The following is an 18,006-nucleotide window of genomic DNA, read 5'->3' as shown; positions in this document are numbered from 1 at the left end:
CAGCGTGAACCGATCCCGCCGTCTCCACCCGGCCTGGCTGGTCGCCGCCGTCGCGTTCGTCGCGCTGGTCGGCGCCGCCGGCTTCCGCGCCACCCCCTCGGTCCTGCTGCACCCGCTGCACGCCGAGTTCGGCTGGCCGCTGGCCACCATCTCCGCCGCCGTCTCGGTCAACCTGCTGCTCTACGGGCTGACCGCGCCGTTCGCCGCCGCGCTGATGGACCGCTTCGGCGTCCGGCGGGTGGTGGCCGGGGCGCTGGCGCTGGTGGCGGTCGGCAGCGGGGCGACCGTGTTCATGACGGCGAGCTGGCAGCTGATCCTCTGCTGGGGGGTGCTGGTCGGGCTGGGCACCGGGTCGATGGCGCTCGCCTTCGTGGCCACGGTGACCGGGCGCTGGTTCGTCCGCCGGCGGGGGCTGGTCACCGGGGTGCTGACCGCGGGCGGCGCGGCCGGGCAACTGGTCTTCCTGCCGCTGCTCGCCCTGCTGGTCCGCGACCACGGGTGGCGCACGGCGGCGCTCGTCGTCGCCGGGGCGGCGCTGGCGGTCGTACCCCTGGTGGCCTGGCTGCTGCGGGAACACCCGGCGGATCTCGGCCTGCCCGCCTACGGCGCGGCCGAGGTGGTGCCGCCCGCGCCGGCAACCGGTGGCGCGGCGGCCCGGGCGGTCGGCGCGCTGGCCACGGCCGCGCGGACCCGGCCGTTCTGGCTGCTCGCCGGCGGGTTCGCGATCTGCGGCGCGACCACCAACGGGCTGGTCGGCACGCACTTCGTGCCGGCCGCGCACGACCACGGCATGGCGGAGACCACCGCCGCCGGGCTGCTCGCCCTGGTCGGGCTCTTCGACATCGTCGGCACCATCGCCTCCGGCTGGCTCACCGACCGGGTGGACAGCCGGCTGCTGCTCGGCGTCTACTACGCGCTGCGTGGCGCGTCGCTGCTGGTGCTGCCCGGACTCTTCGCCGGCACCGCCGAGCCGAGCATGCTGGTCTTCATCGTCTTCTACGGCCTGGACTGGGTCGCCACCGTGCCGCCGACCGTCGCGCTGTGCCGGGAGTACTTCGGGGCGTCGGGCGCGGTGGTCTTCGGCTGGGTCTTCGCCGCCCACCAGCTCGGCGCGGCCGTCGCCGCGACCGGGGCGGGCCTGGTCCGCGACCGGCTCGGCGACTACGCGCTGGCCTGGTACGTCGCCGGGGCGCTGTCGATCGGCGCGGCCGGGCTATCGCTGCTGCTGCGCCGCCGGGAGCCCGTGCCGGTGCCGGTACCCGTGGTGGCGCCGCCGCCGCGGGCCTGGAGCTACCGGGGCTGAGGGGTCAGCCCACCGTCCACTGCTGCTGGGCGGCGCCGGTGCAGGGGACCTGCCGGAGCTCGTCGCCGGCCTCGGTGCCGCCGTCCTCGACCTCGGCGCACTTGCCGGAGTGCACCGCGACCAGCAGCACCGGACCGGTGCCGACCGGCGTCAGCCGCCACTGCTGGTTGGCCTGCCCGTGGCAGGGGAACTGCTGCAGCTTCGCGCCGTCGTCGGCGCTGCCGCCCTCGACGTCCAGGCACTGGCCGTGCGCCGCGTTGGTGAGGGTGACCAGGTCCGGGGCGACCGGATTGGCCACCCACTGCTGCTCCGGCCCGCCGGTGCAGGCCGCCAGCTCGGCGACCGCCTTCTCGTCGTCGCCGTCGGTGCCGATGCAGAGGCCGGAGGCCACCGCCCGGAACACCTTCGGCCCGGCCACCGGGGCGGGCGGGGTGGTGGGTGCGGCGGTGGGCGAGGGCGCGGCCGGGGTCGTCGGGGCCGGCTCGGTCACCTCCGGCGCGGGCGACGGCGGCGGCGGAGGAGCGGAGGCGGCGGACGCCGGCACCACCGGCTGGTCGCCGCCACCGAGCACGCCGGTGGCGAAGAAGACCCCCACCAGTACGCCGACCAGCCCGGTGGCCAGCGCGAACCGCATCAGCGGATCCCGGGGCAGCCCGGGCCGGGCGGCCCGGCGGGCGCCGTAGACGGTGCCGGACGGGTCGTGGTGTTCGCCGGAGACGGACATGGGGGCATCCTCACCCACCGGGCCGGTCGACGGCCACCCGGCCCGTCCGGCGGTGACTCACTCGACGACCGTGACGTCCTTCCAGAACGCCACCCGGTCGCGCACCATCTCGGCCTCCGGCTTCGGGTCCGGGTAGTACCAGACCGCGTCGGCGCTGGTCCGGCCCTCGTGCTCCAGGGTGTAGTAGGAGGCGGTGCCCTTCCACCCGCAGACCGTGTGGGTCGCCGACTCCCGGATCAGGTCGTCGCGCAGGGCGTCGCGGGGGAAGTAGTGGTTGCCCTCGACCACTACGGTGTCGTCGCTCTCGGCGATTACCAGGTCGTTCCAGACGGCTCTCGGCATGTCCCCACGCTATTCCGCCCGGATCGCCGCGGCCACCGATCGAGGGCACGTCAGGCCGGCGGCTGCGGGTCGGTAACGTCGGCGACCGTCGCGCCGAGCGTGGTGATCGCCGCGTCGGCGTCCAGCGCGACGGCGATGCCGTGCTCGCCCGCGCCGAGGGTGATCTCCCGGCCGCGCAGCCGCTCGTCGGCGACGACCGGCCAGGCGGTCGTCGCGCCGAACGGCGTGATGGTTCCGCGTTCGTAACCGGTGGCGGCGCGGGCCGCCGCCGCGTCCGGCATGGAGAGCCGGCTGACGCCGAGCAGCGCACGCAGCTTGGGCCAGGAGATCACCCGGTCGCCGGGAGTGAGCACGAAGAGGTGGTCGTCCGGACCGCGGCGGACCACGATCGTCTTCACCACGTCCGGCACCGCGACGCCGCGGGCGGCGGCCGCCTCGGCAAGGCTGCGCACCGGCCCGTGCCGGATCAGCCGGTACGGCAGACCGGCGGCGTCCAGTGCGGCGAGTGCGGGTGAGGGCACGCCCGCCACGGTAACGCGACTGTCCGATTGTGGATGCGAAAAGGCCACGGTGGACATCCCACGCGGAAGCCGTTCGGCGCGTAAAGTGATCTCATGCGCGCGCTGCGTGATCATGACCAGGCGGTGGACAGGTTACGGCGGTCGTACGCCGCGGTGCCCACGGGTCAGCCCGTCCGCCTCGCCAAACGCACCTCCAATCTCTTCCGTCCCCGGACGGCCACCGGCTCGCCCGGCCTGGACGTCTCCGGGCTGGACGGCGTGCTGGCGGTCGACCCGAGGGCCCGCACCGCCGACGTCCAGGGCATGTGCACGTACGAGGACCTGGTCGCCGCCACCCTTCCGCACGGGCTGATGCCGCTGGTCGTGCCGCAGCTGCGCACGATCACCCTGGGCGGCGCGGTCACCGGTCTGGGCATCGAGTCGACCTCGTTCCGCAACGGGCTGCCGCATGAGTCGGTGACCGAGATGGACGTACTCACCGGCGCCGGCGAGATCCTCACGATCCGCCCCGAGGGTGAGCACGCCGACCTCTTCGCGGCCTTTCCCAACTCGCTGGGCAGCCTCGGCTACGCCACCCGGCTGCGCATCGAGCTCCAGCCGGTACGCCACGCGGTGGCGCTGCGCAACGTGCGCTTCAGCCGGTTGGAGGAGCTGACCGAGGCGATCGGCGACGTGGTCGTCAAGGGCGAATGGGAGGGCCGGCCCGTCGACGCGATGGACGGGGTGATGTTCAGCCCCGGCGAGGCGTACCTGACCCTGGGCACCTTCACCGACGACGCGCCGCAGCTCAGCGACTACACCGGCCAGGACATCTACTACCGGTCGCTGCGCCGGCGCACCCGCGACGCGCTGACCACCCACGACTACCTCTGGCGCTGGGACACCGACTGGTTCTGGTGCTCGGCGGCGTTCGGGGTGCAGCACCCGGTCGTCCGCCGGCTCTGGCCGGCCCGGTGGCGGCGCAGCGACTTCTACCACCGGCTGGTCCGGCTGGAGCACCGGCACCAGGTCGCCGCGCGGGTGGACCGCTGGCGGGGCCGCCCCGCCCGCGAGCGGGTGGTGCAGGACGTCGAGATCCCGCTGGAGGCCACCGCCGAGTTCCTCCGCTGGTTCGCCGGCAACGTGGGGATGAACCCGGTCTGGCTCTGCCCGCTGCGGCTGCGCGAGCCGGCCGGGTCCGGCTCGGCGCGGGCCTGGCCGCTGTATCCGCTCCGGCCGGGGCAGACCTACGTCAACGTCGGCTTCTGGGGCAGCGTGCCGATCGCCGAGGGCGCGGCCGACGGCGATGTGAACCGCTCGATCGAGCGGGCGGTGTCCGAGCTGGGCGGTCACAAGTCGCTCTACTCGGACGCGTACTACGACCGGGAAGCGTTCGACCGGCTCTACGGCGGGGACGTCTGGCGTGCCGTGAAGGACCGTTACGACCCGGACCACCGGCTCACCGGACTGTACGAGAAGGCGGTAGCGAGGAAATGAGCCTGACCGATCGTGAACAGGGGGCGAGCAGTTCCCCCGCCACACCACCGCCGGCGGGAGGCCGGCGCGGACGCACGAGCGTCGCGGACGTCGTCCGGGCGTTGACCGTCGGGGACCTGCCAGTCCGCATCGTCGGGTACGACGGCAGCGTGCTGGGCCCGGCCGACTCCGGGATCACCCTGTCCATCCGCAGCGAGCGGGGCCTGACGTACCTGCTCACCGCGCCCGGCGACCTGGGCATGGCCCGGGCGTACGTCAGCGGCGACCTGGGGCTGGAGGGGGTGCACCCGGGCGACCCGTACGAGGCGCTGCGGGTGCTCAAGGACGAGCTGCGGGTGCGGGTGCCCCCGCTGACCGAGGGCCTGGCGCTGGTGCGCGGGCTGGGCTGGGAGCGGCTGCTGCCCCCGCCGCCCCCGCCGCAGGAGGCGCAACCGCGCTGGCGGCGGGTGATGAACGGGCTGCGCCACTCCCGCCTGCGGGACAGCACCGCCATCTCGCACCACTACGACGTCTCGAACGCCTTCTACGAGAAGGTGCTCGGCCCGTCGATGACGTACACCTGCGCGGTGTTCCGCAGCCCCGACGACAGCCTGGAGCAGGCCCAGGCGGCCAAGTACGACCTGATCGCCGGCAAGCTCGCGCTCAAGCCGGGCATGCGGCTGCTCGACGTCGGCTGCGGCTGGGGCGGCATGGTCCGGCACGCCGCCCGGGAGTACGGCGTCAAGGCGCTCGGCGTGACCCTGTCCCGGGAGCAGGCGCGGTGGGCGCAGGCGGCGATCGAGCGGGAGGGGCTGACCGAGCTGGCCGAGGTGCGCCACCTGGACTACCGGGACGCCCCGCGGGAGCAGTTCGACGTGGTCTCCTCGATCGGGCTGACCGAGCACATCGGGGTGCGCAACTACCCGGCGTACTTCCGGGCGCTGCGCGACCGGCTGCGCCCGGACGGCCGGCTGCTCAACCACTGCATCACCCGGGCCGACAACCGGGCCCCGCACCGCTCCGGCGCCTTCATCGACCGGTACGTCTTCCCGGACGGCGAGCTGGCCGGGCCGGGCCGGCTGATCGGCGAGATCCACGACGTGGGGCTGGAGGTGCACCACGAGGAGAACCTGCGGCAGCACTACGCGCTGACGCTGGCCGCCTGGTGCGGCAACCTGGTCGAGAACTGGGACTTCTGCGTCTCCGAGGTGGGCCACGGCACCGCGCGGGTGTGGGGTCTCTACATGGCCGGGTCGCGGTTGGCCTTCGAGACCAACGGCATCCAGCTGCACCAGGTGCTGGCCACCCGCAACGGGCCGGACGGGCAGACGTCGTACCCGCTGCGCCCCGACTGGACGCCCTGACGCCGGAAGCGTCGAGGAAAGCCGCGCCGGATCGGCGCGGCTTTCCTCGATCCCATTGACAAAGGAAGTTTTTACGTACAAGCTCATTTGTGCGATGAGAGACGTCATGTACCTGGAGCAGATCGAGCAGGCCGAGGTCCTGCTCAAGCCGCAGCGCGTCGAGGTGCTGCGGCAGTTGGCCGAGCCGCGTACCTGCACCGAGGTGGCCACCCGGCTGGAGCAGACGCCGCAGCGCGTCTACTACCACGTCAAGCAGCTGGTGGCGGCCGGGCTGGTCGAGCAGGTGTCGACCCGGAAGGTGCGCGGCATCAGCGAGGGCATCTACCAGGCCGCCGCCCGGTCGTACTGGCTCTCGCCCCGGCTGGTGGGGCGGGTCGGCGGGGCACGCCGGGCCCGCGACGAGCTCAGCCTGGGCTACCTGCTCGACCTGATGGAGGAGGTCCAGGCGGACGTCGCCGCCCTCGACCGGTCCGCGCCGGAGCTGCCCTCGATCGGGGTGTCGGGCGAGATCCGGGTCCCGGCCGAGCGCCGGCAGGAGTTCCTGCACGACCTGCAGTCCACGCTGCAGGACCTGTTCACCCGCTACGGCGGCGCCGAGGGAGACGCCTTCAAGCTCGCCGTGGCCTGCTACCCCAAGGGGGAAGACCGTGAGTGATCTGTTGAAGCTGGGTGCCCGTCTCGCCGCGCCGGTCGAGGCCGTCCGGCGCGCCCTGACCGACCCGGCCGAGCTGCGCGTCTGGTTCGCCGAGCACGCCGAGGTCGAGCTGCCGCGACGGTACGAGTTCTGGGGCCGCTACACGCCCGACGGCGACGCGCCGCACCAGCGCCTGCTGCACGCCGACGAGCACACGCTGCGCTTCGCCTGGCTGCTCGACGGAGTGGAGACGACCAGCGAGATATCCCTGGTGGCGGAGGGCCCGGACAGCACGCTGCTGACCGTGACCCAGAGCCATTTCGTGTTCGCCGAGGCGCTGGACGGCAGCACCATCCGGGGCGTCCTGCAGACCTGGTGGAGCCTGTCGATCGGCAACCTCGCCGCCCACCTGGAGGGACGGCCGCTGCTGCCGAGGACCGACTTCACCTCCGCCGACCTGCGCGGTGAGCTGGTGATCGGCGCGCCGGCCGAGCGGGTCTGGGCGTCGCTGACCGACTCGGCCGAGGCCAGCGCCTGGTTCGGGTACCCGATCGGCATCGAGCCCTGGGTCGGCGGCCGGTACGCCATGGGCGGCTTCGAAAGCGGCTACGCGGCCAAGGTGATCGACCTGGAGCCGGGCCGCCGGATGTCCGTCGACTGGGGCCCCACCGGCGTGACCACCTGGGAGCTGGCCGAGTCCGACGGGAAGACCCGGCTGACCTTCGTGCAGAGCGGCTTCGACGAGGGCAACCCGCCGTACGCGGCCTGGAGTGGGTCGGTGGCCGGCCTCTTCGAGCTGCGCCGCTACCACGAGATGGCCGACTGGCAGCCGATCTGGGTGATGGCGGAGCTGCCCACCGGCGCCTGACCGTCCGGCGTGCCGGGTGACCGGGTGACCGGGTGGCAGGGGTGCTGCCGGTGCCCTGTCGAACTGATGACGCAGACGATTCACCGCGGCGCGGGCACGCGCGGCACCGATTCATCCACGTCATCAGCTCGACAGGGCTCGCGCACCCCCTGTCCTGGTGGCGGCGGCCCAGCGACGTCCGTCCCAGAGGTCGACCCACCGGTGTGCCGGACGGGACAGGCCGCGCCGTCAGCGGTCCAGCTCGCCGGCGCGACGCAGCAGCGCCCGCCGCTCGGCGTCGGAGCCGACGAGGCCGGCGGCGGTCCGGAACAGCGCGGCGGCGCGCACCGGGTCGCCGTGGCGGGCGGTCAGCTCGGCCTCCGCGGCCAGCGCCGGCGGGTAGCCGTCGAGGGCGCCGCCCGCGCGGGCCTCGTTGATCAGGGTCAGTCCCGCCGCCGGCCCGTACGCGTAGCCGTGGGCCACCGCCCGGTTGAGGCGGACCACCGGGGTGGGGCGGAGCCGGGCCAGCTCGTCGTAGCAGCCGGCGATGCCGGCCCAGTCCGTGTCGGCGGCGGCCGGGGCGGTCGCGTGGGCGGCGGCGATCCGGGCCTGGAGCGCGTACGGGCCACGGCCGGCCCGGGCCAGCGCGGCGAGTCCCTCGGCGATGGCGGCCCGGTCCCAGCGGGAGCGGTCCTGCTCGTCGAGGGTGAGCAGGTCGCCGGCCTGGTCGCGGCGGGCGGCGCGGCGCGAGTTCTGCAACAGGAACAGCGCCAGCAGCCCGGCGACCTCCGGCCGGCCGGGCATCAGCCGGTCGAGCAGCCGGGCCAGCCGGATCGCCTCGTCGGCGAAGGCGGGCTCGCCGTCGGCGTCGTACCCCCGGGTGAAGAGCAGGTAGAGCACGGCCAGGACGCCCGGCAGCCGCTCGACCAGCGCAGGCCCGGTCGGCACCCGGTAGGGGATGCCGGCCGTGGCGATCCTGGTCTTCGCCCGGGTGATCCGCCGGGTCATGGTGGACTCGCTGACCAGGAAGGCGCGGGCGATGTCGGCGGTGGGCACCCCGGCCACCGTGCGCAGGGTCAGCGCGACCCGCGCCTCCAGGGCCAGCGCCGGGTGGCAGCAGGTGAAGACGAGGCGCAGCCGGTCGTCCACCACGTCCCCCTCCGCGCCCGCCGGCGGCTCCGGATCGGTCAGCAGGGCCAGGTCGCGCAGTCGGCGCCGCTCCACCGAGGCGCGGCGCAGCACGTCCACCGCCCGGTTCCGGGCGGCCGTCATCAGCCAGCCGCCCGGATTGCCGGGTATGCCGTCGTGGGGCCAGCGCTCCAGCGCCGCGGCCAGCGCCTCCTGGGCGCAGTCCTCGGCGAGCGTCCAGTCCCCGGTGACCCGGATCAGCGCGGCGACGATCCGCGGGTACGCCTCGGTACCCGCCTCCGCCACCGCGCCGGCCGCGTCCACCACCCGCGTCAGTCCAGGTCGGCGAAGGGGCGCAGCTCGATCCGCCCGCCGTACGCCATCGGGTGGGCCCGGGCGACCTCCACCGCCTCGTCCAGGTCGGCGCACTCCAGGATGTCGAACCCGACGATGACCTCCTTGGTCTCGGCGAACGGGCCGTCGCTGAGCAGCAGTTCGCCGCCGCGTACCCGGACCGTGGTCGCCCCCGAGGTCGGGGCGAGCACACTGCCCTCCAGCCGCTGGCCGCGGGCGTCCCGCTCGGCCACCCACTGCTCGATGTCGGGCGCGGCCTCCGGGTCGGCGTCCGGCTCAGTGTCGGTGCAGACGAACATCATGAACTTCATCAGTGGCGCTCCTCGCCTGTCGTGGTCTCTCGCCAGGGTGACGAACGCCGGACCCGGATCCGGACACCGGCGGGTGGGAAATTCTCCGCCGGCGTGGTGGCGCCGTCCGACCGGATCGCGTCGTACGGCGGGTCCACCGGGCCGGAGCGGGGCGCGAGGGGATCATGTCATCGGCAGCGCTCACCGGCGACGGAGTTACCGAGGAGGACCGCGATGCCCCGCGACGACTGGAAGGGTGTCGTCAACCAGATCCTCTACGGGTTGATCTTCACCCGCGAGCTGGACGAGGCAGCCGCCGCCCGGATGGCGGAGGCCATGGTCGAACGCCGGTCGTTCGGCGCCGGTCCGCGCGTCTACGCCGCGGCCATCACCCGGGCCCGGCGGCACCGCGGCCCGCTGACCGACGAGCTGCCCACGCCCCACGGCGAGGAGCGGTTCCGGCAGTTCCTGGAGCTGCTCGCCGTCCAGCTCGACGCCCGCCGGCCGTGGCGGCGAACCTCTTCCTGAAACCGGGTGTGTGACCCCCCTGGTGTGGGTACAGGCCGGCGATGTTCTTCATCTTCGGACTCCGCACGTCCGTCAACCGGTCGGGCGTGGTCACCGCGGTCTGCCGCAACTGCGGCAACCAGGCCGCGCAGGTGATCACCCGCCGGTCGACCAAGTTCACCCTCTTCTTCATTCCGCTGATCCCGGTGCGGACCCGCTACGTGCAGCAGTGCTCGTTCTGCGGCGCCGAGTACGGCATCTCCAAGAACGAGGCCCGCAGCCTCCCGGTCGGCTGACCCGGCGATGGCCCGCTTCCTCTGCTGGCTGATCGGCCGGCAACCGGTCGTACCGGCTTCCGCGCCGGTGCACACCGTCTCCCGCCCGCCCTGCACCCCGGGCCGCCGCCGGCACCGCCGCCGCCGGCCGCCGGCCGGGGCCCGCTCGCCCCGTTCACCCTGGAACCGCTCCGCCGAGCGCTGAGCCTGTGATCTTCCGCCCGTAACGGATGCCTGCCCACCGGTGCGTTCTAGGCTGGGGCCGCCGTCCGAACGGGGAGAATTCTTGCGTAACCACCCGGCCGTCGTGCTGGTCGCCGTCCTGCTGTCCACCCTCTCGCTGCCGGTGTCGCTGACCGGCGCGTCGGTCGCGCTGCCGGACATCGGGCGGGACCTCGACGCCGACCTGGCCGGCGTGCAGTGGGTGGTGAACGCCTACAACGCCACCTTCGCCAGCTTCATGCTGGCCACCGGGGCGCTGGCGGACCTGCTCGGCCGGCGCCGGGTCTTCGCCACCGGGGTCGCCATCTTCGCCGGCTCCGGGCTGCTCGCCTCGGTCGCCGCGAACATCGTGCTGCTCGACGTGCTGCGCGCGCTGGCCGGCATCGGCGCGGCCGCCGCCGCGACCAGCGCCTCCGCCCTGCTGGCCCACGCCTTCCCTGGCCGAGCCCGGGCCCGGGTGTTCAGCATCTTCGGTACGACCATCGGCGTCGGCCTGGCCTTCGGGCCCTCCATCGCCGGCGTGCTGATCTCCGCGTTCGGCTGGCGGGCGGTCTTCGCCGCGCCGGCCCTGGCCGCCGTGGTGGTGCTGGCGCTCACCCCGCTGCTGCCCGAGTCCCGCCAGCCGCACGCCGGGCGGATCGACTGGCCGGGGACGGTCACCTTCACCGCCGCGCTGCTGCTGCTCATCTTCGGCTTCGTGCAGGGCCCCGAGCTGGGCTGGTCCGCCCCGGTGATCGTGGCGGCCTTCGTCGCGGCGGTGGCCCTGCTGGTGGCCTTCGTCCGGGTGGAACGCCGCCGGCCCGACCCGATGTTCGACCTGGCCCTGCTGGCGAGCCCCCGGTTCCTCGGCATCTGCCTGGCGGCGGCCACCATCGTCGCGGTGCTGGTGCCGCTGCTGGTCTACCTGCCGTCGTACCTGACCACGGTGGTCGGGATGAGCCCCGGCGCGGCCGGCGCCACGCTGATCCTGCTGACCGCGCCGACCCTGGTGCTGCCGCTGCTCAGCGGAGCCATGACCCGGCTGGTGCCCGCCCCGGCGGTGATCGTCGCCTCGGTGGCGGTGGTCGCGGTGGGCGCCGCTTGGGCCACCGTGCTCGCCCCCGGCAGCGGCACCGCCGCCCTGGCCGGCCCGCTGCTCACCATCGGCGTCGGGGTCGGACTGTCGATCGGCCTGCTCGACGCGCTGGCGATCGGCAGCGTCGCCGCGCACCGGGCGGCCACCGGCGCCGGGATGATCAACACGGCGCGGCTGGCCAGCGAGACGGTGGCGATCGCGGTGGTCGGGGCGGTGCTGGCCAGCACCACCGCCGGCCGGCTCGCCGACCCGGGCTTCACCGGTGGGCTGCGTACCGTGCTCTGGGCGATGGCCGGCGTGGCCCTGGTCGCCGCGGCGGCGACCGCCGTGCTGGTCCGCCGGGCCCGCGTCCCGGCCGAACCGGCGGCGAGCGCCTATCCTGGCGGATCATGACGAGCACCGCGCAGCGCCTGGCCGCGATCCGCGGCGACCTGCCGCCGAAGCGGCACAACGCCCGGACCGTCGCCGCGCTCACCGGCAACCCGGGCTGCGCCCGGCGGGCGGTGCTGGACGGCGCCGGGGTGGACAAGCCCCGGCTGGCCGAGGCGATCGGCTTCCCGGCCCGCTTCGGGCAGTCCCGGTTCGCCATCACCCGCGGCAACGCCTTCGAGGCGCAGGTCAAGGCCGACGGCGGGGCGGAGCTGCTGCGGCTGGTCGCCGAGCGGCTGGGCGTACCGGTGCCGGCGCAGGCCAGCTGGACGGACCTGGGCGGCGCGGACGACCTGCCGGACCGGCAGGAGCGGTCCCGCCGGGCGCTGACGGCCGAGGGGCCGGAGGCGGCGCTCTTCGACCATCCGCTGCTCGGCCTGGCGGTCGCCGGCCAGCGGGTGCACCTGGAGCCCGACCTGGTCGCCGCCCGGCTCGGCGGCCGGTTCCACGTGGTGGAGATCAAGTCGTTCCCGGTGGTCGACGGGCAGGCCGACCCGGCGAAGGTCGCCGCCGCCGCCATCCAGTCGGCCGTCTACGTGCTGGCGCTGCGCGAGCTGCTCGCCGCCGAGGGGCACGACGAGGAGCTGGTCTCGCACGAGGTGGTGCTCATCTGCCCGCGCGACTTCGGCAACCGGCCGGTGGCCAGCCTGCTCGACGTCCGCAAGCAGCTGCTGGTGCTGCGCCGCCAGCTCGACCGGATGGCGAAGCTCGACGCCCTGCTCGACACCGTGCCGGCGGACTTCACCGCCGACCCGACCGCAGACCCGGTGACGCTCGCCGCCGGGCTGCGCCGGGTGCCGGCCCGCTACGCGCCGGAGTGCCTGGCCAGCTGCGAGCTGGCGTACTTCTGCCGCAACGAGGCGGGCGGGCACACCGCGGCGCTGGGCCGGCCGGTCCGGGAGGCCCTGGGCGGCGTCGCCACCGTCGCCGAGGTGCTGGCGCTGGCGACCGGCGAACGCGCTGCCGAGCCCGAGCAGGAGGAGGCCGCCGCGCTGCTGCGGGCCGCCGCCCGGTTGCGCGCCGACGCCCTAGCCGGACACCCCGCATGAGTACGCTGCCCGCCCGCCGCTGCCCGGCCGCACCGGTGCGGAGGCCGGCATGAGTACGCTGCGCGCGCTGGCCAAGGCGCAGGCGCTGGCCGCCGGGGTGGCCCAGCCGGTGGCCACCGTCCGGCACCTGCACCTCTCCGAGCGGCCGCTGGTGCTGGTGCCGCTGGCCATGGCCGGTGAGGCGAACGCGCCCCTGGCAGCGCTGGTCGGCACCGCCCCCGACGAGGCGCGGCTGCTGATCGTGCCGCAGCCCCGCAACCGGGACCAGCGCTTCCGCTTCGCCGCCGAACTGGCCGCCGTCGTGCTGCCGTACCTCGACTCGTTCCGGAGCGTCACCGAGGCGGTGCCGGTCGACCGGGGCCGGGACGTCCGGCACCGGTACGTCGACGCGCCGCAACTGCTGGTGCCGAACCCGGCCGGGATCAGCTTCCTGCGGCTGTTCGGCCGCTCCACCCGGTTCCGCCGCCCGGACGGCGACTACCCGGTGCACCCGTCGGTGCCGCTGCTCGGCCGCTGGCTCACCTTCTTCGCCGAGCGGGCCGAGCAGCCCGGCTCGTCGGCGCTGGTGGCGCTGACCGACGCGCTGACCCTGCACTGGGCCACCGGCCAGAGCGTGGTGGAGGACCTGCACCTGCCGGCGCTGCTCGGCTGGATCGACCCACCGGCCGGGCTGACCGGGGCGCAGGCCGCCGCCCGGGCCGAGGACCCGGCGGTCTGTCCGCCCGCCGGCCCGGCCACCGACCCGGAGTTCGACAACCGGGTGCTCGCCCCGGCCGTCGCCGCGTACGCCGACGCGGGCGACGACGCGGCGCGCGACGAGGCGTACGCGGAGCTGGAAAGGCTGTTGCGCGACCAGCTGGCGCCCACCTGGGAGCTGATGTGGCGCGGCGTCGGGCTGCTGCGGGCCCTGCCGCCCGGGGCCCGGGTGGCGGGCCGCTGGGACGGCGACAAGGACGCCTTCACCGGCCACGCCGAGCACGTCGACGCCGGTGGCGGTCCGCAGCCGCGGCGCGACGGCGCGGTGACCGCCGCCCAGCGGCTGCACCGGCTGGAACGCGCCCTGACCTCGTACGCGGTGCAGCGCGCCTACGACGACCCGCTGGTGATGGCCGAGCACCGGCTGACCGGTGAGGCGTTCGTCGGCGACGTGACGCTGGCCGACCCGAAGCGGGTGGACGACACCGGGAAGCGGCCGGTGCTGCGGCCCCGGATCCAGCTGCTCACCACCGAGCCGGTGCGGGTACCGGTCGGGGCGACGCTGTACTCGCCGGCCCGGCCCGCGCAGAAGGCGAAGGTGGTCTTCCTGATCCCGGCGGCGGACGGCAAGACCGAGGTGGTGCTGGAGCTCTCCGGCGGGATGGGCCGGGGGCTGACCGCGCCGCCGGGCAGCGTGCCGGAGGTGGGGGAGCGGCTCTGCTTCACCACCCTGTCCGACGCGTACCTGCCGGCCGGGGCGTTCCCGGCGCCGGAGGAGACCCCGTGGACGCACGGCGGTCCGCCGGCTGCCCGCGCCGACGACGCGCCCGTCGCGAGCGACGGCGACCCCGCCGAGGAGTGGGCCTGAGCAGCGGCGGAGCGGCCACCGTCGCCGTCCACCCGGCCGGGCCGACCGACCGCGACGGGGGCAGGCTCCACACCTGGTCTTCATCGGCATGATGACGCTGCTCGGCGCCCTGGCGCTGCGGCAGGGGCTGGCCGCCAACGAGAACCTGCGCCTGGTGGCGCGGCTGCGCCGGCTCGCCTACGCCGACCAGCTCACCGGCCTGCCGAACCGGCTGATGTTCAACCGGCGGCTGCGCCAGGCGCTGCGCGACGGGCCGCCGGTCGCCGTCCTGATCCTGGACCTCGACGGGTTCAAGCAGGTCAACGACCGGTTCGGGCACGCCACCGGGGACACCCTGCTGACCAGCATCGCCGACCGGACGCGGGACGCGGTCGGCGACGACGGCACCATCGCCCGGCTCGGCGGCGACGAGTTCGCCGTGCTGGTCGACGGGGAGGTCGCGCCGGAACGGCTCGCCGAGCGGCTGCTCGCCGCCCTGCAACCGTCGGCCGGTGAGGAGGACGTGGGCGTGCACCCGTCGGCCAGCATCGGCATCGCCGAGTACGGCCCGCAGCACGCCTCCCACACCGACCTGCTGCGCGACGCCGACATCGCGATGTACGCGGCCAAGGCGGCCGGGAAGTCCGCGTACCGGACCTGCACCCCGGGGCTGCGCGAGTCGGAGGTGACCCGGGCGGAGCTGATCGCCGACCTGCGCCGCGCGGTCGACGAGCAGCAACTGCACCTGGAGTACCAGCCGATCGTCGACCTGGCCACCGGCGCGGTACGCAGCGCGGAGGCGCTGGTCCGCTGGCGGCACCCCCGGCTGGGGCTGCTCGGGCCGGCCGCGTTCCTGCCGCTGGACGAGGAGACCGGGCTGATCGTGCCGATCGACCGCTGGGTGATCCACGAGGCCTGCCGGGCCGCCGCCACCTGGCGGGAGCGGGCGCCGGAGGCCACCGTGGCGGTGAACATCGCCGCCGCCCACCTGCGCCGGCCCGACCTGATCGCCACCGTCACCGCGGCCACCGCCGGCGCCGGGCTGGCCCCCCGCGCGCTGACCCTGGAGCTGACCGAATCGGCGCTGATCGACGGCAGTGAGGCGGTGCTGGAGCGGCTGGGTCAGCTGCGCGAGCTGGGCATCCGGATCGCCATCGACGACTTCGGCACCGGCTACTCGTCGCTGAGCTACCTGCACCGCATTCCCGCCACCGACCTGAAGATCGACCGGTCGTTCGTCTCCCGCCTCGACACGGACGCCCGGGCGTACGCGACGGTGGAGCTGGTGACCCGGCTGGCCGGCGCGTTCGACCTGGCGGTGGTGGCCGAGGGGGTGGAGACCGAGGAGCAGCACGCGGCGGTCACCGCGATCGGCTGCGTGCACGGGCAGGGCTACCGCTACGGCCGCCCCGGCGGCCTGGCCGACCTGCGCCCGGTCGCCGCCCCGGTCTGACCGCCGCCGCCCGCCCCGCCGACTTCCGGCGCGGGGGTGTGACGACGCGCGCAGAATCGGGCTTGACCCTCACGCAACGGCAGGCGGGAGCCTTGGTCGCGGAAGGGAGGGACACCATGGCGTACACGGTGGGACAGGTGGCGAAGGCGGCCCGGGTCACGGTCCGGACGCTGCACCACTACGACGAGATCGGGCTGCTGTCGCCCAGCGGACGCACCGCGGCGGGCTACCGCCGCTACGACGACGCGGACCTGGAGCGCTTGCAGCACATCCGGTTCTACCGGGAGCTGGGGTTCCCGCTGGAGGAGATCGCGGCGATCCTCGACGACCCGGCCGCCGACCCGGCGGCGCACCTGCGCCGGCAGCACGAGCTGCTGACCGGGCGGATCGGGAAGCTCCAGGACATGGTCACCGCGATCGAACTCGCGATGGAGGCGAGAAGGATGAACATCAACCTGACCCCGGAGGAGCGGTTCGAGGTCTTCGGGGACTTCGACCCGGACGCGCACGCCGAGGAGGCGGAGCAGCGCTGGGGCGGCACCGACGCGTACCGGGAGTCGAACCGGCGCGCCGCCGCCCACACCAAGGAGGACTGGCTGCGGATCAAGGCGGAGAACGAGGACTGGGGGCGGCGGTTCGTCGCGGTGATGGCGTCCGGGGCGCCGGCGGACTCGGCGGAGGCGATGGCGCTGGCCGAGGAGCACCGGCAGTCGATCAGCCGCTGGTTCTACGACTGTTCGTACGAGATCCACACCGGGCTGGCCGACATGTACCTGGCGGACCCGCGGTTCACCGCGCACTACGAGAACATCGCGCCGGGCATGGCGGCGTACCTGAGCGAGGCCATCCACGCCAACGCGATCACCCGCGCCTGAGCCGGTGCGGGCGGAAAAGTCGGGCCTGACAGGCACAATCGTGCCTGTCAGGCCCACCGCCCACCGGAGGTCACCGTGCTCATCGTCGCCGGCAGTCTCTACGTCGACCCGGACGGGCGGGACGCCTACCTGGCCTCCTGCGCCGAGGTCGTCCGGCAGGCGCGCTCCGCGCCCGGCTGCATCGACTTCGCGATCAGCGCCGACCTGGTGGAGCCGGGCCGGATCAACGTCTACGAGCGCTGGGACAGCGACGCCCAGTTGCTCGCCTTCCGGGGCTCCGGCCCGGCGGAGGAGCAGGCGGCGGCGATCCTCGGCGCCGAGGTGCACAAGTACCGGATCTCCGGCGTCGAAGCCCCCTGACGGTGGCGGCTCCCGGCCGCCGTCGGGTCACGGACCGCCGACGACGTGGTCGTAGACGGTGCGGGCGAGCCGGCGCACGGTCTCGCTGCCACTGTCGTACGGGCCGGCGGTGAGGAAGGCGACGGCCGTCTCGGCGCCGGGGACCAGGTAGTAGCCGACGTCGTGCGAGGCGTCCGGCAGGTCACCGGTCTTGTGCGCCACCGGCGTGCCGGGCGGCAGCGCCGCCGGGATCTTGGTGTTCAGGGTCTGTTCGCGCATGAAGGTGATCATCAGGTCGCGGGAGGCCGGGGTGAGGATCTTCGCGTCCCAGACCGCGCCGAGCAGCGAGACGACGTCGTCCGGGCTGGTGTAGTTCTCCTCGCCCCGGGCGGCGGCCTCGGTGTCGAGCATCTTGCGGGCGAGCACGGTCTCCCGCTGGTTCATCGAGTCGCTCAGCGCGTTCATCGGCGCGAACCCGCCGAGCTGGTCGATCAGTACGTTCGCGGCCGTGTTGTCGCTGTACTCGATCATGTAGTCGGCGAGCTTGTGCAGGCTCGCCACCTGCGGTATCTGCTCGAACTGCAACTGGCCGGTACCGCCGACCACGTCGGCGGCGGTCACCAGCACCCCCTCGTCCAGCGACACCTGCCCGCAGTCGACCCGGCGCAGCAGCTCCACCAGGATCCACAGCTTGATCACGCTGGCCGCCTTCGGGCGTAGCGTGCCGTTGACCGAGACCTGCTGGTCGCCGTACCGGCCGGAGAGGTCGCGGACGGTGGCCCCGGCCGGGTTGGCGGTGGCGGCGTCGACGACCCGGCGGAGCTCGCCGGCGAGCGGGAGAAGTGCCCGGCCGGCCACCGGGTCGGTGGGCGGCAGCGGGTCGGTGACCACCTCGCCGACCTGCCAGTCGGGCCGGCTGTGCGGGCGGAACAGCACGAGCACCCCGGTGCTCCGGCCGACCAGCGGGATCTCGTACCGGTAGGTCGTACCGCCGACGGTGACCCGGCCGGTGGCGGACCGGTCGGTGACCCGCATGCCCGGGTCGGCGATCCGGCCGGTGTCGCGGTCGCAGGCCCGGTAGCGGACGGTGCGCGCGACCGCGTCGACCGCGAAGACCCCGCCGGGAAAGGCCAGCCAGGCCAGCGCGTTGGCCGGCGGCCGGGCCGCCGTGGGCGGCGCGGCACCCGGCCCGCCGTCCGCCGCGACCGGCCCCGCCACCGTCGCCACCATCACCGCCGCCGGCATCGTGGCCCCGCTGGCCGGCACCCTCCAGGGAC

The 18,006-nt window shown here is 74.6% G+C and carries 19 protein-coding genes; 13 read left to right on the top strand and 6 right to left on the bottom strand.

What is annotated here, in order from left to right; translation table 11 throughout:
- The first annotated feature begins 4 nt into the window (after nt 1-4).
- Complete coding sequence (locus ACSNN7_RS16820; RefSeq protein ID WP_436681747.1) at nt 5-1,303, top strand: MFS transporter; 1,299 nt, start codon at nt 5-7, stop codon at nt 1,301-1,303.
- A 4-nt stretch (nt 1,304-1,307) separates the two neighbouring features.
- On the opposite strand, the gene ACSNN7_RS16815 is transcribed toward ACSNN7_RS16820, so the two are convergent.
- From ACSNN7_RS16815 to ACSNN7_RS16805, 3 genes are read right to left on the bottom strand one after another with little or no spacing between them, the layout of a single operon-like run.
- Nucleotides 1,308-2,027: an RICIN domain-containing protein gene (locus ACSNN7_RS16815; RefSeq protein ID WP_436681746.1), complete on the bottom strand. Its 720-nt coding sequence runs from the start codon at nt 2,025-2,027 to the stop codon at nt 1,308-1,310.
- 57 nt (nt 2,028-2,084) lie between these two features.
- Nucleotides 2,085-2,369, bottom strand: coding sequence for a DUF427 domain-containing protein (locus ACSNN7_RS16810; RefSeq protein ID WP_436681745.1), 285 nt, complete (start codon nt 2,367-2,369; stop codon nt 2,085-2,087).
- Between the two features lie 50 nt (nt 2,370-2,419).
- Nucleotides 2,420-2,947 carry an aminoacyl-tRNA deacylase gene (locus ACSNN7_RS16805; RefSeq protein WP_436681744.1) on the bottom strand — a complete coding sequence of 176 codons (528 nt, stop codon included), beginning with the start codon at nt 2,945-2,947 and terminating at the stop codon, nt 2,420-2,422.
- A gap of 36 nt (nt 2,948-2,983) precedes the next feature.
- Here ACSNN7_RS16805 and ACSNN7_RS16800 point away from each other — a divergent pair, with 36 nt between their 5' ends.
- The 4 genes from ACSNN7_RS16800 to ACSNN7_RS16785 all read left to right on the top strand — a co-directional run bounded on the left by ACSNN7_RS16800 (nt 2,984) and on the right by ACSNN7_RS16785 (nt 7,211).
- Nucleotides 2,984-4,366 carry an FAD-binding oxidoreductase gene (locus ACSNN7_RS16800; RefSeq protein ID WP_436681743.1) on the top strand — a complete coding sequence of 461 codons (1,383 nt, stop codon included), beginning with the start codon at nt 2,984-2,986 and terminating at the stop codon, nt 4,364-4,366.
- Nucleotides 4,363-5,709, top strand: a complete 1,347-nt coding sequence (locus ACSNN7_RS16795) for a class I SAM-dependent methyltransferase (RefSeq protein ID WP_436681742.1) — start codon at nt 4,363-4,365, stop codon at nt 5,707-5,709. Before ACSNN7_RS16800 ends, ACSNN7_RS16795 begins: the two co-directional genes overlap by 4 nt.
- Nucleotides 5,710-5,803: 94 nt before the next feature.
- Nucleotides 5,804-6,364 (top strand): helix-turn-helix domain-containing protein, encoded by a 561-nt coding sequence (locus tag ACSNN7_RS16790; RefSeq protein WP_436681741.1) that lies wholly within the window; start codon nt 5,804-5,806, stop codon nt 6,362-6,364.
- Nucleotides 6,357-7,211 carry an SRPBCC family protein gene (locus tag ACSNN7_RS16785; protein ID WP_436681740.1) on the top strand — a complete coding sequence of 285 codons (855 nt, stop codon included), beginning with the start codon at nt 6,357-6,359 and terminating at the stop codon, nt 7,209-7,211. The genes ACSNN7_RS16790 and ACSNN7_RS16785 overlap by 8 nt, the downstream gene beginning before the upstream one ends.
- A 228-nt stretch (nt 7,212-7,439) precedes the next feature.
- On the opposite strand, the gene ACSNN7_RS16780 is transcribed toward ACSNN7_RS16785, so the two are convergent.
- Both ACSNN7_RS16780 and ACSNN7_RS16775 read right to left on the bottom strand, forming a co-directional pair.
- The gene (locus ACSNN7_RS16780; RefSeq protein WP_436681739.1) at nt 7,440-8,645 is read right to left on the bottom strand and encodes an RNA polymerase sigma factor; all 1,206 of its coding nucleotides are present in this window, start codon (nt 8,643-8,645) and stop codon (nt 7,440-7,442) included.
- A gap of 5 nt (nt 8,646-8,650) precedes the next feature.
- Nucleotides 8,651-8,983, bottom strand: a complete 333-nt coding sequence (locus ACSNN7_RS16775) for a YciI family protein (RefSeq protein WP_436681738.1) — start codon at nt 8,981-8,983, stop codon at nt 8,651-8,653.
- 213 nt (nt 8,984-9,196) lie between these two features.
- Here ACSNN7_RS16775 and ACSNN7_RS16770 point away from each other — a divergent pair, with 213 nt between their 5' ends.
- From ACSNN7_RS16770 to ACSNN7_RS16735, 8 genes are all read left to right on the top strand, one after another.
- Nucleotides 9,197-9,490: a hypothetical protein gene (locus ACSNN7_RS16770; protein WP_436681737.1), complete on the top strand. Its 294-nt coding sequence runs from the start codon at nt 9,197-9,199 to the stop codon at nt 9,488-9,490.
- 41 nt (nt 9,491-9,531) lie between these two features.
- Entirely contained in the window at nt 9,532-9,765 is a 234-nt protein-coding gene (locus ACSNN7_RS16765) for a zinc-ribbon domain-containing protein (RefSeq protein ID WP_436681736.1), read from the top strand.
- A 265-nt stretch (nt 9,766-10,030) separates the two neighbouring features.
- A complete protein-coding gene (locus ACSNN7_RS16760; protein WP_436681735.1) occupies nt 10,031-11,434 on the top strand; it encodes an MFS transporter in 1,404 nt (467 codons plus the stop codon).
- Entirely contained in the window at nt 11,431-12,519 is a 1,089-nt protein-coding gene (locus tag ACSNN7_RS16755; RefSeq protein ID WP_436681734.1) for a hypothetical protein, read from the top strand. The genes ACSNN7_RS16760 and ACSNN7_RS16755 overlap by 4 nt, the downstream gene beginning before the upstream one ends.
- A gap of 49 nt (nt 12,520-12,568) precedes the next feature.
- Entirely contained in the window at nt 12,569-14,083 is a 1,515-nt protein-coding gene (locus tag ACSNN7_RS16750) for a hypothetical protein (RefSeq protein ID WP_436681733.1), read from the top strand.
- Between the two features lie 88 nt (nt 14,084-14,171).
- Nucleotides 14,172-15,515 (top strand): putative bifunctional diguanylate cyclase/phosphodiesterase, encoded by a 1,344-nt coding sequence (locus tag ACSNN7_RS16745; protein ID WP_436681732.1) that lies wholly within the window; start codon nt 14,172-14,174, stop codon nt 15,513-15,515.
- Nucleotides 15,516-15,631: 116 nt separating this feature from the next.
- The gene (locus tag ACSNN7_RS16740; RefSeq protein WP_436681731.1) at nt 15,632-16,390 is read left to right on the top strand and encodes a MerR family transcriptional regulator; all 759 of its coding nucleotides are present in this window, start codon (nt 15,632-15,634) and stop codon (nt 16,388-16,390) included.
- 75 nt (nt 16,391-16,465) lie between these two features.
- Nucleotides 16,466-16,750, top strand: a complete 285-nt coding sequence (locus tag ACSNN7_RS16735) for a putative quinol monooxygenase (protein ID WP_436681730.1) — start codon at nt 16,466-16,468, stop codon at nt 16,748-16,750.
- A 27-nt stretch (nt 16,751-16,777) separates the two neighbouring features.
- Here ACSNN7_RS16735 and ACSNN7_RS16730 read toward each other — a convergent pair.
- On the bottom strand, nt 16,778-18,006 hold a 1,229-nt coding region (locus tag ACSNN7_RS16730), incomplete at its 5' end, for a serine hydrolase (RefSeq protein ID WP_436681729.1).

The sequence above is a fragment of the Micromonospora sp. URMC 105 genome (assembly GCF_051386295.1).
Classification (GTDB): domain Bacteria; phylum Actinomycetota; class Actinomycetes; order Mycobacteriales; family Micromonosporaceae; genus Micromonospora.
The sequence above is the reverse complement of the archived record's forward strand: the minus strand, read 5'-3'. Positions and strand labels throughout refer to the sequence as shown.

Coding starts and splice junctions, on each gene's coding strand:
- ACSNN7_RS16815 (WP_436681746.1), bottom strand. CDS start 2,027: ATGTCCGTCTCCGGCGAACACCACGACCCGTCCGGCACCGTCTACGGC.
- ACSNN7_RS16810 (WP_436681745.1), bottom strand. CDS start 2,369: ATGCCGAGAGCCGTCTGGAACGACCTGGTAATCGCCGAGAGCGACGAC.
- ACSNN7_RS16805 (WP_436681744.1), bottom strand. CDS start 2,947: ATGTCCACCGTGGCCTTTTCGCATCCACAATCGGACAGTCGCGTTACC.
- ACSNN7_RS16800 (WP_436681743.1), top strand. CDS start 2,984: ATGCGCGCGCTGCGTGATCATGACCAGGCGGTGGACAGGTTACGGCGG.
- ACSNN7_RS16795 (WP_436681742.1), top strand. CDS start 4,363: ATGAGCCTGACCGATCGTGAACAGGGGGCGAGCAGTTCCCCCGCCACA.
- ACSNN7_RS16790 (WP_436681741.1), top strand. CDS start 5,804: ATGAGAGACGTCATGTACCTGGAGCAGATCGAGCAGGCCGAGGTCCTG.
- ACSNN7_RS16775 (WP_436681738.1), bottom strand. CDS start 8,983: ATGAAGTTCATGATGTTCGTCTGCACCGACACTGAGCCGGACGCCGAC.
- ACSNN7_RS16770 (WP_436681737.1), top strand. CDS start 9,197: ATGCCCCGCGACGACTGGAAGGGTGTCGTCAACCAGATCCTCTACGGG.
- ACSNN7_RS16765 (WP_436681736.1), top strand. CDS start 9,532: ATGTTCTTCATCTTCGGACTCCGCACGTCCGTCAACCGGTCGGGCGTG.
- ACSNN7_RS16755 (WP_436681734.1), top strand. CDS start 11,431: ATGACGAGCACCGCGCAGCGCCTGGCCGCGATCCGCGGCGACCTGCCG.
- ACSNN7_RS16750 (WP_436681733.1), top strand. CDS start 12,569: ATGAGTACGCTGCGCGCGCTGGCCAAGGCGCAGGCGCTGGCCGCCGGG.
- ACSNN7_RS16745 (WP_436681732.1), top strand. CDS start 14,172: ATGATGACGCTGCTCGGCGCCCTGGCGCTGCGGCAGGGGCTGGCCGCC.
- ACSNN7_RS16740 (WP_436681731.1), top strand. CDS start 15,632: ATGGCGTACACGGTGGGACAGGTGGCGAAGGCGGCCCGGGTCACGGTC.